This is a genomic window from Collinsella sp. TF07-1 (assembly GCF_003437235.1).
Lineage (GTDB): Bacteria > Actinomycetota > Coriobacteriia > Coriobacteriales > Coriobacteriaceae > Collinsella.
Window position 1 is genome coordinate 1 of sequence record NZ_QSRV01000025.1, and the last position, 12,590, is coordinate 12,590.

13 protein-coding genes and 2 pseudogenes are annotated in these 12,590 nt (G+C 56.4%); 6 read left to right on the plus strand and 9 right to left on the minus strand.

Annotated features, from left to right (window positions below):
* Window positions 1-15: 15 nt before the first annotated feature.
* The 4 genes and pseudogenes from DXC67_RS10680 to DXC67_RS10835 form a co-directional block, all read left to right on the plus strand.
* Window positions 16-129: pseudogene (locus DXC67_RS10680) on the plus strand (IS110 family transposase); the annotation flags it as partial.
* A gap of 57 nt (window positions 130-186) precedes the next feature.
* A complete protein-coding gene (locus DXC67_RS10830) occupies window positions 187-360 on the plus strand; it encodes a helix-turn-helix domain-containing protein (RefSeq protein ID WP_369831369.1) in 174 nt (57 codons plus the stop codon).
* A 189-nt stretch (window positions 361-549) separates the two neighbouring features.
* A complete protein-coding gene (locus DXC67_RS08680; protein ID WP_233503217.1) occupies window positions 550-1,701 on the plus strand; it encodes an HNH endonuclease signature motif containing protein in 1,152 nt (383 codons plus the stop codon).
* Window positions 1,698-2,000, plus strand: coding sequence for a nucleotidyltransferase domain-containing protein (locus tag DXC67_RS10835; RefSeq protein WP_006235584.1), 303 nt, complete (start codon window positions 1,698-1,700; stop codon window positions 1,998-2,000). Before DXC67_RS08680 ends, DXC67_RS10835 begins: the two co-directional genes overlap by 4 nt.
* 639 nt (window positions 2,001-2,639) lie before the next feature.
* On the opposite strand, the gene DXC67_RS10840 is transcribed toward DXC67_RS10835, so the two are convergent.
* Window positions 2,640-3,680 (minus strand): transposase, encoded by a 1,041-nt coding sequence (locus DXC67_RS10840; protein ID WP_158551330.1) that lies wholly within the window; start codon window positions 3,678-3,680, stop codon window positions 2,640-2,642.
* A 10-nt stretch (window positions 3,681-3,690) separates the two neighbouring features.
* On the opposite strand from DXC67_RS10840, the pseudogene DXC67_RS10685 reads away from it, so the two are divergent.
* A pseudogene (locus tag DXC67_RS10685) lies at window positions 3,691-3,983 on the plus strand (IS3 family transposase); the annotation flags it as partial.
* A 146-nt stretch (window positions 3,984-4,129) separates the two neighbouring features.
* Here the strand turns inward: DXC67_RS10685 and DXC67_RS08700 are convergent.
* The 3 genes from DXC67_RS08700 to DXC67_RS08710 form a co-directional block, all read right to left on the minus strand.
* Window positions 4,130-4,480 carry a hypothetical protein gene (locus tag DXC67_RS08700; RefSeq protein WP_040359438.1) on the minus strand — a complete coding sequence of 117 codons (351 nt, stop codon included), beginning with the start codon at window positions 4,478-4,480 and terminating at the stop codon, window positions 4,130-4,132.
* Between the two features lie 500 nt (window positions 4,481-4,980).
* Window positions 4,981-5,655 carry a hypothetical protein gene (locus tag DXC67_RS08705; protein WP_040359437.1) on the minus strand — a complete coding sequence of 225 codons (675 nt, stop codon included), beginning with the start codon at window positions 5,653-5,655 and terminating at the stop codon, window positions 4,981-4,983.
* Entirely contained in the window at window positions 5,627-6,118 is a 492-nt protein-coding gene (locus DXC67_RS08710) for a hypothetical protein (protein ID WP_117638100.1), read from the minus strand. Before DXC67_RS08710 ends, DXC67_RS08705 begins: the two co-directional genes overlap by 29 nt.
* A gap of 130 nt (window positions 6,119-6,248) precedes the next feature.
* Here DXC67_RS08710 and DXC67_RS08715 point away from each other — a divergent pair, with 130 nt between their 5' ends.
* On the plus strand, window positions 6,249-6,431 hold the full coding sequence (locus DXC67_RS08715) for a hypothetical protein (RefSeq protein ID WP_006235576.1): 183 nt from the start codon (window positions 6,249-6,251) through the stop codon (window positions 6,429-6,431).
* On the opposite strand, the gene DXC67_RS08720 is transcribed toward DXC67_RS08715, so the two are convergent.
* The 5 genes from DXC67_RS08720 to DXC67_RS08740 all read right to left on the minus strand — a co-directional run bounded on the left by DXC67_RS08720 (window position 6,428) and on the right by DXC67_RS08740 (window position 12,532).
* Window positions 6,428-7,246, minus strand: a complete 819-nt coding sequence (locus DXC67_RS08720; RefSeq protein ID WP_117638101.1) for a serine protease — start codon at window positions 7,244-7,246, stop codon at window positions 6,428-6,430. The two genes, DXC67_RS08715 and DXC67_RS08720, sit on opposite strands and share 4 nt — an antisense overlap.
* Window positions 7,247-7,405: 159 nt before the next feature.
* Complete coding sequence (locus DXC67_RS08725; protein ID WP_199410709.1) at window positions 7,406-7,726, minus strand: hypothetical protein; 321 nt, start codon at window positions 7,724-7,726, stop codon at window positions 7,406-7,408.
* Between the two features lie 120 nt (window positions 7,727-7,846).
* On the minus strand, window positions 7,847-10,333 hold the full coding sequence (locus DXC67_RS08730; protein ID WP_117638102.1) for a glycosyltransferase family 2 protein: 2,487 nt from the start codon (window positions 10,331-10,333) through the stop codon (window positions 7,847-7,849).
* On the minus strand, window positions 10,334-11,401 hold the full coding sequence (locus DXC67_RS08735) for a glycosyltransferase (protein ID WP_117638103.1): 1,068 nt from the start codon (window positions 11,399-11,401) through the stop codon (window positions 10,334-10,336).
* Between the two features lie 12 nt (window positions 11,402-11,413).
* Window positions 11,414-12,532, minus strand: a complete 1,119-nt coding sequence (locus DXC67_RS08740) for a glycosyltransferase family 2 protein (protein WP_158551332.1) — start codon at window positions 12,530-12,532, stop codon at window positions 11,414-11,416.
* Window positions 12,533-12,590: the final 58 nt, after the last annotated feature.

Consider the following 12,590-nt stretch of genomic DNA (forward strand, 5'->3'; position numbering starts at 1 on the left):
CGGCATGACTAACACAGGATGCGCGGGGACGAGAGAACGCTCGCCTACATGGCGAAGCGCAAGTCCGACGGCAAGACAAAGCGAGAGATCATGCGCTGCCTTAAGAGGTTCACAGCCAGGGAGGTTTACCCAACGTTGCGGCGCCCCATGAGGTTGAAGTACGCCCGGGGCTCGATACTGGCGGACATGCGAAAATCGCTCAGATTGACCCAAAAGCAGGTTGCCCGAGAGCTTAACGTGCCGAATGTAAGGCTCAGCGAAATAGAAAGAGAAGTATGCCCCCACGAGGAAATCAGACGCGAATACGACCGCTACTTGAATGCTAAAATGTCGTCCGATAAAGGACTTGACAGCCTATAGCAGCGTCATTCGGCACGCGATTCGTTAACCCTGGGGCTTAAAACTGCCGAATGTCTACTTCTTTAGTGCTCCATTTACCTCCCCGTTCAATAATCTTCACTTGAAGCCTGACGGTGGCCCAATCATTGGATAACATATTCTTAAATGACAGTTAATCGTCAATCGAAGAGGTCAAAGCGGGGACGGAAAGTGTCGAAGACAAGCAGAAAGCCAATCTCAGCATATGTCGAGCGAAGACTCTGGGCGGAGTCTGCCGGCAAATGCATGAATCCAGATTGTCGGGCCGATCTATTCATCAGCAATGGAGACATTGCTGAACGAGCCCATATCGTCCCATATTGCAAAAGCGCAGAGAACACGTTCGACAACCTTATTCTCATCTGTCCAAACTGCCATACGAATTTCGACAAAAACTCCGCTTTCACGGCAGATGAAGTGAGGAAATGGAAGTCGATTCGTCACGCAGAAATTGATCGCGTTTTCGGAAAGACGTTCAGTTCCTTCGACGACCTGCGCAAAGAGGACGCACCTCTGCTCGCCCGAAACAAGTCGATATATGAGAATTACTACATGAAGGACAAGCGAAGACTGTGGGATGTTTTTGAAAAGGAAATAATCGTCAACAACCGAAAACTTTGCACGCTGTTCGAATCGAACTTGTGCCTGTTCCAGAACCACAAGGACAATTCCTTCTCCAACCAGGCCGCTGTCCGCGATTTTATCGACCATGCTAAGGAGTTCGAAGCCACCAGAGATAATACGGAAAGACAAAGGTCTATTCTTTTCCCCGAGGTCATCAACTCCATCTTCGGAATCCAGCCCATAGAAGGTGACCTGCTCCCCTCTGCAGAATCCCTAGAGCTGCTAATCAAAAAGCTTGACGAACAGGGGCGATTTATAGATGTTTCTCTAGATGCAGAACATCCATTGTTGCAAATAATAGAAAACGAGAAAGAGGCGGTAGTTTATCTTGACGATACGCCGCGTATCCGACAGATGTACTATGACGCCCGCTGCTTCAGGCGTGCCGAGATGAGGCTAGACAGCTTGATTTTTGCCCTAAAGTACTTCCGCCTGTGCGGAAAGAAAGCAACTCGCAAGTCGAAGACAAACCTTAGAGAATATATAGCGAAAGGAAAATGCTTCTTATTCGTATACGAATACTGTCTGAGCTATGCAGAGTTGGCCCGTTTAGCACCGGCAGAACATACCGTTGTCGTCAACTTGCATAGATGGAACGGTAAGCAATGCATCTCCGAAGAAGCCCAGGTGTTTGCGGGGCAAATTAACGTGAAGCTCCTCGATATGGATAGCTTCTTCCCATTCGTTCGCAAACTATGAACTATTTGAGACTCATAGACATTCTCGACAGCAACCTAGAACTGTTCTCTCAGTTTGATCATGTCTATCTGTTCGGATCTGCGCTGAGTGGTTCAGAGCTCAGTGCAGACAGTGATATTGATTTGCTGCTACTGTACTCGAAATATTCCGATCAACTTGTCTCCGGATGCGAACAGATATCCCAAAAGTTAGGTAACGAGACCGGTAGAGTAGTCGACTTAACGGTCCTCGGCATCGATGAAGAGCGACATGTCGGATTCTTGGATAGAATCTCGCCTCATTATAGAAAGATAAAATGACCATTTGGTAGAACACCTGGCATAGCCTGTCGTACAGAATGCTTTCTGCGTGGATTCCGGCAGAAGAGAAGAAGGCGTCAACGGTCGCGCCTGCATGTTCGGCACACGGCGTATCGCACTCTGGCGGGATCCCGGCTCTGGGCGCCAATCCCGCATCGACAAGATGAGGTACCCTGAATTCATAATGAAGCTTGCGAACTGTCAGTGGTAGCGTGAAACTGAACAAGTGTTCAGTTTCACGCTACCACTGACACCCGGCGGCCCAAGAGCCTTCGCCCCGCTCGTAGGCCTGGTACCACCCCGTCGGGGATGACCCCTTATCGGGCGAGACGGCGAGCTCGCTGTCGAGGGACAGCCCGAAGCGATCATCCGATGCCGCACAGCAACAGGTCTCCGAGGAGCTCGAATGGACACCTGCCAGCGAGTCCAGCAAGCGGGCAAGAGTTTACGTGGCTGCAGCATACTACAACGTCGTAGGGGCTCAGAGCACCGCCACTACGGCTTTTGGGCAGAATGCGCCTGAGCTGCTCGTGGTTGCGCTCACATGCCGACTACTGGTTGGATCTCATCGCGTCGCAGCAGAACACGCGGCAGCGCCGAGCTCCGCTTTCGAGACACCAGCGCTCCAGGCCCTTCCAATCATCGAACTCGACTCCTCAATCGACTAGCAGGATGCCGAAGATAGCCTCGAAGGCAGCAACAGAGCCTATGAGACTCTCTATATGGTCGAGGCAGGCAACGATGGCTGCCGGAGCTGGCATGACGCTTGCGCAAATAGATTTGGAACGCCCGGGCCACGATGTGTGCGCTCAGGATGTCGTAGGTGTTGCGCTCGTAGCCCTCAACGGAGTCACATTGGACCACGCGCGACCTGTCGGCAAGCGAGAGCGCCTCGAATTCGGCGTAGGTACGGCCAGTGCGGTCAACCCCGTCGCGCCCAGCACCTTCGACATCCCTGCGCTTACGCTTCCTCATACGGTCCTTTCGCGGGAGAAGCAGGTAAGGCGCGCCTGTCCCTCTCCTGATAGGAGCAGGCACTGCGCACGCACACAGGAAGCTCGTCAGCATGTGTGGCCCATATGGTCTCGTAACTCTGCCCCCGCCTAAACAAAGGGACCGCAATCGCGACCATGGCGGCGAGCTCGTCAGCGGTGAGACATAACCCTTCACGGGCCGCGGACAGGCGAGTGCGATAGGCAGCGTCGTAGCGACACTTGGGGTAACCGCACCCACTCCTGTTCCGACAGCCGAGATGACAGGCGTAGGGCCATACCTCTGTGACGGGACAAACTGCGATAGAGCGTACGCGCGCAGCGTCTCGAAGGAGTGGCCACGCCCCATCATGTTAGTCTCGTTGATGAGGCGGTTCGCGCATTCCGTGTAACCGTTCGAGATGCGGCTCGGACAATCCCGGTAGTTAAATATGAACTCGCGGTGGTTCTCCACGGCCTTCGCAAGCCCCCGGAAGGGATCGTAGGCCTTGTCATCGGGGATGGATGCCTTCCACGCATCGAATGCATCCTCGGCATCCTCCCGCGAGAGCGGGTGCTCGTCGTAGATGTCGAAGAAGTCCTCTTTGAGGTCGTATGCGGTCATGAGGCTCGAGCAGCCCGCCTCCGATCGAAGCTGGCACAATGCCGATGCCTCGTAGGGGCCGAGGTCCCGGGCGCGCTTCCTCAAGGCGTAAGCCAGCGACCGCGGCGGCCACTACCGGTGGCAGGGCCGGATCGGCTATGCGCCGCCCAGGACCTCGCGCGCTCGATGTCGAGAAAGGGGTGCTCACCCGACAATTCAAGGACGGAGGGCTTCGGCAGGCTGAAGGTGGAGCTCTTCTACGGAAGGGGCTGGGACGATGTTGGCATGGGGGAATTCATGAAGATGCTGTACGCCTATCTGGTCTGGTATCGCGACAAGCGCTGCAAGAGCGACCTGGGCTATATGAGCCCGATGCAGTACCGAAGAAGCCTAGGTCTTGTAGCGTAGGAACACGGTCCAGGATTTCCACCGCGCTCCCAATTGACCGATTCCCCATGAACGGTAACAGGAGGCAGAGGCCGACGCGCTGACCTACCTGGACTTCCCCTACGAGCGCCACGCGAGGCTGCGCACCGACAACGTTCAGTAGCGCGTCAACCTTGAGCCATAGCACAGGCCCTTGAGAGGTTCACGAGCTCCCCCGCGATGCGGCAGATCCTCGGCTGCCCCTCAAAGAGAACGCAGAAGATACGGTCGAGGTCGACCGCGTCGACCAAACCGTAGTGACAGTCCGCATGCAGCGTACAGGCCCTTTCGCGCGGGTCGCCATCCGAGCCCTCGTCCGGTTTATGATGGCGCACCTCGACCCAGAGGCCCTCCGACACGTCGTCGAACTTGAAATCGAGCTCTACCTGAACGCTTTCACCGAATACGTCGCCCAGAGCGAACTCCGGCACCTTCGTCACAAGCCCGTCCATCCACTCAATCTCGATCATCGCGCGCACGTCGCAACCTCCTCCGGTAGGAGGCCGGCACCTTAAGCCGGCCATTATCCATACGGACAGAATGCGACAGCAGGGTGAAGCTCATTCGCACATCAGGGCGACGACCCCTCGCCTACCCCATGCATCGGAACCCCATGTTTCCGCAATCTGATCCGTCGGGCGATTCCCTGCTGGGACAACACGAAACTGGTCATCCTACGCATTAGACCAAGCGAAACCCGTTTTATCCCGAGAAGCCCTCCCCTAGATACCCATTAGCGATAAGGAACGCCGACAGGGACTCCACAGCGTCTTCGTCGCAAATCCGACAACGCCCCTCCCTATCGCACATGGAATCCAAGCCAGCTTCGCGGTCGCCGCAGAACTCATCCAGAGGGGTTATCCGAACGATCGACGACGGGGCACCCCGCCGCCAGCAGGCAGGGAGGCGATAACCTCGCGGGCACCCCGCACGCAGACCCCGAGCGCCTGGTAAACCAGATTATTGAATACGGACTCCTTCAAACCGCCGCCCTGCAAAAACCCATCCCATCGTCCGGCTGGAGTCGACACAGATCGAGCTCCTTCAAAGTCGCGGTGAACTCGACAACATATGGGCGCGCGGCGTCCTTCCATCTCCAAACCGCCTCGTTCCCATGCCCGACGACCTCTTCCAGAGCCCATATGGCCTCGGGATACCGCGAAAGCGTGGAGTACTCCCGGATGCACGACTTGTGGATGAAGGAGTTCACGAGGGAGTCTTCCGCCAGAATGTACAGAAGTCCATCTATCGGCTCCGAGGACTCCCGTCCGAGGAAGGCATCATCGACCAGGTCCAGGCTGAGCCTTCTCCCGTCGACAGACACGGTTCGGCTCGCCTTGTCGAAATGAACCCCGCAGCCCTCGAAAAGACGCGTAAGCGCACTAGGACGCGAGAGCACGTCCCCGATTCCGAGAATCCCGCTCTCGCGAATGGACGCGCAGCCATCCGTGTTGGCCGTGACGTGCCTGAGGTGCAGCAGCAGGTCGTCGGGGGCGAGGGACTCCCCCAGCCTCTCCCGGACATCGGCGTACGTCCCAACCTCGTCGCTGCGAAAACGCAGCTGCATATCTCCGAACTCGCACCCATCGATGCGCAGGGCGTCGAACAAGAACCTCTTCACCCCGTCAATGGTAAAGATGCCGAAATCGATCACGCTTATCCCTCAGTCCGATCGCAATCATTTGTTCTGCTAAATGGTGAATCTTCTCCCCAAAGGTTATAGTCTCAGCGAGCTGATCGTTGAGCTTCTTGATCTGCTTGTTCAACTTTACGCGTTGCGAGATATCAACTTGTGCCACGGCTTCCTCTAGGTGAGCGAGCTGCGTGCGGTACCGTTCTTGCTGTTCATGGACATAATTAGTGCGTACGCGGACCAGCAGGTCTGGCTGGTAGCGATGCATGTAAATAAGGCACTTGAAGCCGTTTTTCTTACCGAAATCAAGCATCCAGTAGATGGGGCGCTTCTGGTAGGTTGAGCAGTGATCCTTGTAGAAATCTTTGAGGAAGTAGTTGCGAATAATCTCACGCGGCGTGCACTTACCGTCCAGGGCATCAGACACAAAACGGAGATTCTCTTCCAGAGCATCCTCAGCACACACGTCGCGCACGAAGTCCACGAAGCGGCCGATCGCGTCGAAAATGTTGGTGTAAGGGTGACGCCCCAGCGGCCGCTTAACGAAGAGCGGCCCTCGTCCTAGAATCTGAAATCACCACAACAACAGGTTCTAGGAAAGGACGAGGACCGCTATGGAAATCTTATCAGACCCGACGCCGGACATGCTCGCCATGCCCCGTTTCGACGACGGCGCCATCGACATGCAGGAGCTGCTCAGGCGCCTCGCCGAGCAGGTCGTGAACGCGGTGATGGACGCCGAGGCCGACCAGCTGTGCGGGGGCGGCATCAGAGCGGGCGAGCCAAATAAATACTAATTTCCAGAAACGCTCAAGCGTTCCCTCACGATGGGATCGAAGTCCCTCAGACGCTCGGATTTGATGACGATGCCGAGATTCAACATGTCCTGAACGCTCACGTGGGCAATCGTGGATACGGTGATGTCTCCGAGAAGAGTTCTGATGGGCACAGCCCGAAGGATGCCAAGTAGATAGAGCCTCTTGCCCATGACCACAGCATCGTTCTCCAAATAAGTACCCTCGTTGTAGAGAAAGACCGGGGAACCGCTCGATCCCGGGTAGCACGCCATGTCAACCAGGAACTCTTTCTGCCCCTGATAGTCGTACCTATAGGGCGTCGCCGTGATACCCCGACGGACGATCGGCAGGTTGTTGGCCTCATCCCAAATGCCGTTGGGGTATCCGACCATGGTCACCTCGTCCATACAGCCCATGTCTTGAATCTGCTTATCCGTCGGCAGAAGCTCCAAGCTGAGCGGTATGGTAAGCAGATGCTTCCCCGCCCGGATAAAACCATTCAGTGCGGGACCGATGGGTAAGACGCACAGGTCAACACTTTCGTCAGGGTGTGCGATCCAGTCGCTCTCGGAGCCCCGCATGGTAAGTTGCTCGTTTATATTGAGCAGGTTTCCGTTCTCGTCAGATCTCGAAAAGATGACGCGATACTCGTACGCGCCCTCGACCACGTGCCTGTTGGTCACGATTGCCGGCACATAGGTCTTTCCGTCGTCGCAGAACTTGAAAAAGAAACCCGTTCCAACTGAGCAACCTCCCGAGGCCAACGAAGCTTCGATGCGAATCGTCGTGTGCAGAAGCTGCTCAGATAGCTGCATGGGTTTCCTTTCATTTGGACAAATAGTATATCGATTGCACCCTGAGATGCCCTTCCGTAATCAATCAGTATTGCCGCTTTGGGCACGTCCTCGCGCGCGGGGGGGGGACGCGAGCCAAGTCGAAAAAGGCAGTTAACCGGCGGCTATTCATGCCTTGATTTAGAACCGCTCGAGAATCTCCGCGGCATTCTCTCGCAGATAGATATCTAGGTCCGGCACGGCAAACTGCACGTAGCCCCTCTGTGGAGCCTGAATAACCTCTCTTTGTAGCAGCTTAGCCCTAATAGAGCTGACCTCATTGGTCTTTTTACCCATACGTTTAGCAATCTCAGATGATTTGGACTGCTGCTTATCCTCGCACATGGCCAAAAGATATTTGATATCGTTGAGTCCAAGTCCAGAAATCGCGGGCTCGTGAACAACATCGTGAAAACGAGCCTCTGCCAGCGCAATGCCTTCGGTAACATCGCGCTCGCTCACAATGGTACTTTTGACACGATGCAAGTTGGCGCGCTGCCAAATGGAGTAACCGACCAGCTGCACCAGATAGGCATAGCCCTTAGTGGCCTTAGCGGCTCTCGGCAGCAGTAAAACCATTGTCTAAAGCGAGAAGTACTCACTCTCATCGGATAGGTTCGGTCCCAGCCACGGATCGCCCGTCAAGAAAAACTCAGGCCAGCGTTGCATGAACAGTGCTTGCTCGCGCTTCCAGCGACACATCTTTTCCTCGTTGGCCTCTTCCCTGCCGCGCGAGGTGAACTCGTAGTGGTACAGCTCGGCATAGGGCGTAAAGATGGTGCGGTAGCCAGCTTCCCGCACGCGCAGGCAAAAGTCAGCGTCGTTAAAACCGACGGCAAATTCCTCGTTGTAGCCGCCGACCTGCTCAAATACGTCGCGTCGCACCATCTGACAGGCACCTGTTACGGCGCTAAAGTTACCCGGACGTACGGCGCGGGCAAGATAGCCCTCGCGCTTTGCCGAGAAATCCTGGTTGGCATGGGCAAGTGCGCCACGCACACCAACCAATATGCCAGCGTGTTGCACCAGATGGTCGGCAAAGTAGAGTTTGGCGCCCACCACGCCCGCATCGGGACGCTGCAGATAGCCCATCATCTCTTCGATAAAGTCGGGGCTTATGACCTCAGTATCATTGTTCAGCAACAGAAGGTAATCACCCTTGGCATGCTCCACGCCAAAGTTAATGATCTGGGAGTAATTGAACTCACCCGGCCAGTACGCAACGCGCGCGATGCCCTTGCCTTCGGATGCTGCAGCCACGCGCTCTGACAGGGTTTCGTAATACGCAAACGTCTCCGGGGCTTCGCTGTTGTTCTCCACCAAGACGATCTCGTAATTGGTATACGTGGCCTTCTGGGCGATCGACATCACACAGGCGTCAAGCGTCTCAATGTGATCCTTGGTGGGAATCACAATGCTCACCAGCGGCGCAGGCTCCGGCAGCGCAAAGCGCATGCGGTAGACAAACGGCGTCTCGGTCTCCTCGACCGTTCCGCAAATGCCCAGCGCGTTAAAGTGGCGCTGCAGCGCAAGACGACCGGCTTCAATAGCATACGGCTTGCTATCGGCAGAGCCATCGGCGGTCGACCCCGGATGAACGCGCCAGTGATACAGCACGTGCGCAACATGTTCAAACCGCGCGCCCGCCGCAAGGCAGCGGAGCGTCAGGTCGTAGTCCTGGGCACCCGCAACGTCTTCTGGGGACGTGCCGATACGATCGATAAGCGCCTTCTCCACCATCAGGAAATGCGTCACGCAGTTATGGCTATAGAGCAAGTCTACATTGAGCTTGGTCTTAAAGACCGGCTGGCCCCACTCCCCCGTTTTCTGAAACATGTCCTCGTCGCAGAACAGGACCTGGGGACGCTCGCCCTCGGCAGCATTGTTCAGCGCGGCAACATAGTGGAACAACGCGTCCGGCTCCAGAATGTCATCGTGGTCCAAGAACGCGATGTAGTCGCCCATCGCTTGCTCAATACCCGCGTTGGTGTTGACCACAATGCCGCCGTTGCCGGACAATTCGATGCGGCGAACGCGCTCGTCATTGACGTCCGCCGCAAGGTCGGCCACCGCATCCCATTCAGGCGAGGCATCCATAAGAAGCAGTTCCCAGTTGTCATAGCTCTGGGCTAGCACCGAGTCCAACAGCTCGCGCAGGTAGACCCGATCGGTCTTGTAGCACGGCACCACAATGCTCACGAGCGGCCTATAGGCAAAGGCCGCCGAAGCGACACGCTGGCACGCCAAATCGCCCGGCTTTGCGCGATGCTGCTCAAACCAACGTCGATAAGCTGCGCCGTCTGCACGCGCGTCCTTCATACGGTTCCAGCTGTCGTCGACCATGCCGTTGTACAGGCGACCATCCATGGCGCAAAAACCGCTCTGGATCCGCTCTGTGGGATCGCTCGCAATCGCGACAAAATCCCGTATATCCTGAGGCATCTCTACGCTCAGATACGTTTTATTGACACGGCAACCGTTGCGCTGCGGCACATCGAACTGCGATTCAAACACATGCACGGTGGCATCGATGGCGTTCATATGCGTATCGAAGATCAGGAGCTCAGGTGCGCACTGGGGGTCTCCCGCCCAGGTAACCTCATAGCGCCACACCGCGCCGGCGTCTGCCGGCAAATAGCGAATGGCATCAATCTCGTAGAGGCCGCAGTGTTCGCCACGCTGCGCATCGCGGATAAGCGCACACAGCGCAGGCTTTGCTTTGTAGTTAATCTTGGATTCCAGCTTGGCCACGCGGCTATCGAGGCGAATGGAGCCCAGCCTTTGGCCACCGGATGCAAATGTGACGTCAATCGTAGAGCCGTCCAAAAAGGGAAGCACCAAGACGGCGAGCTCGCGCTCGTAATCGGAAACGGAAGGGCAAAGCGCCAACACACGGCCATGATCGACCGGGAGCACCAGCGACGGCACACAAGAACCGCTCGTCGTCGCATAGGCAAACGCTTGAGAAGCCTCCCGCTCAATAAGCGCGGCGACATCCTGACCGCCAAAACGAAGCAGTACAAACAGACGGCCCTGACTGCGGCAAAGTGCCAAACGCTTGATACTCATCTACACTTCTCGCTTTCCCAGGGCGTTCGCTGCCATGCGCTTGCAGGCACCCAGGCGCCCAAACCTCAAGACGTCGTAATCGAACATGAGCTTTTTGCATGCACGGGCATTGGGGGCCTTGCTGGCAAGCGCCGCGCGCACCATAGCGGCAACAGAAGGAGCGCATTGTGCGAGCGCAGCATCGCCGCCCACGGCAGAACCGTCAAGCGCCGCGGCAACGGCAGCGAACACCTTGCCGCAGCCCGAGCTCAGCAGCCTGAGCGCATCGTACAGTACCAGATCACACAGGAAGTATGCCAGGTCATCGGCATGCTGGGCATCGAGCCCATCACGGCGCCAATCGGCCAGCACCGCTGAGTAAATCTTCACGTGCTCCAGCAAACGTGTCTCGTCGTCATAGCGCATGGTGTCCATGAGCGAGCCTTTGCGTGCCACGCGATAGTCGTACAGCTTGTTCGAGATAAGCGCAGTCTTGCGCGAGCGACCGTACACGGCAAAATCGAAAACCTGGTCCTCGCCATATTTAACGGTTTCATCGAACACAATCCCGTTGGCCAGCAAAAAAGCGCGCTTACAAGCGGTGCGCCATGCAAAGGGGCGAGACGCTTCCTTAAACAGTAGGTCAGAGCTATAGCCTTCAAACGACACATCGTGCGGACTCAGCACATAGTTAAGCCACGGATACCCCGCTTCCAGCGGATACGGGTTCGCTCCAAACGTCAAAACGTCGCAGTCCTCGCGCTCAAAGGCATCGACGATCACGCGGCATGCATCGGGCGTAAACCGGTCATCGGAATCCAAGAACGCAACGATGGACGCCGTGGACGCGGCGATGCCTGCATTACGCGCACTCGACAGGCCGCCGTTCTCCTTATCGACCAGCGTAAAGCGCGCGTCCTTTTCGCAATAGGTAGCCGCAATATCGCGCGAGCCGTCCGGCGAGCCGTCGTTGACCAGCACGCCTTCCCAATCGGGCATGTCCTGCGCAAGCAGGGAGTCCAGGCACCAGGCCAGGCACTCCTCCACGTTATAGATGGGAACGACAACGGAAATCTTGGGGGTAGCCATAGTCAAGTGCTCCTACTGTGCGACCGGAACGTCATCGGGGTGCGGATTATCACCGTAGGTGCGCTGATACGTCAGCACGCGCCAGACCAGCGGCAGCCCGCCAATCTTAAAGTAGTGCTTAAACGTATTGATCTTGCCCGGCTTTTTAAAGCCAAAGCGCGAATCGATATAGGCGCGGGGCGACTTGACCATCAGGCGCAAGTCGGTCTCGCCACGCGGATCGAACAGCGACAGGTCAAAGCGACCGGCATCCCAATCGGACTTGAGCTCGGGAGAGGCCTTCTCCCAAAACTGCTCGCGCAACTCATCGACCAGGCGCTCATCATTCCAACGGTACGTATCGACCTTCATGCGCATTAAAATGCCCTGAAGCTGAGCCTTGAGCTCGGGACGCTCGTCCAAAAAACGTTGCATCTCAGCATATTCGTCGCACACGCAAAACACCTTGTTGGGCGAATTAACTGAGCTCTTCTCGTTGTCTTGGCGATAGCACAAAATGGGGTCCGCAATAAACGCGGCACGCTCGGCGCATGCCCAGACCTTAAAGTTAAAACCCGCATCCTGATACGAAGCACCCGGCGTGGGAAGGAACCGAATCTGATTGTCGTTGAGGAACTCGCGCCGATAGATAGCCGACCAAATGGAAGGTTTGCGGTAGAAAATGCCCGGGCGATCGACGGGGCGATAAGCGGCGCCCGTCATATGCTCGTCGAAGATCCCAAACAGCTCACGGCGTTCGCTGGGCGTGGACCAATACAGGTAAAAGTCGCCCTTTACCACATCGGCATGTTCAGCATCGGCCTTGGCGACCAGCTTTTGGAGCGAGTCCTCAAACATAAAGTCGTCGGACTCAAGGATGCCCACGTACTCGCCGCGAGCCATCTCCAGGCCGCGGTTCATCGAGTCGCCGTAGCCGCTGTTGGCTTTATCGATCATCTTTACACGGGGGTCGCGCTCCATATACTCGCGGATAATCGCCGGCGAGTTGTCGGTCGACCCGTCGTTAATGCAGAGGATCTCGATGTCCTTGAGCGTCTGCGCCACGGCGGAATCGAGGCACTCGCGCAGATAGCGCTCGACATTGCAAATGGGGACAAGCAGCGAAACTTTAGGGGTATCAGAGCTCTGCAAGAGAACCTCCTGTTGAATAGCGTGTAACAGGGTTATTTTAGCAGCCGAGTTGCGGCGG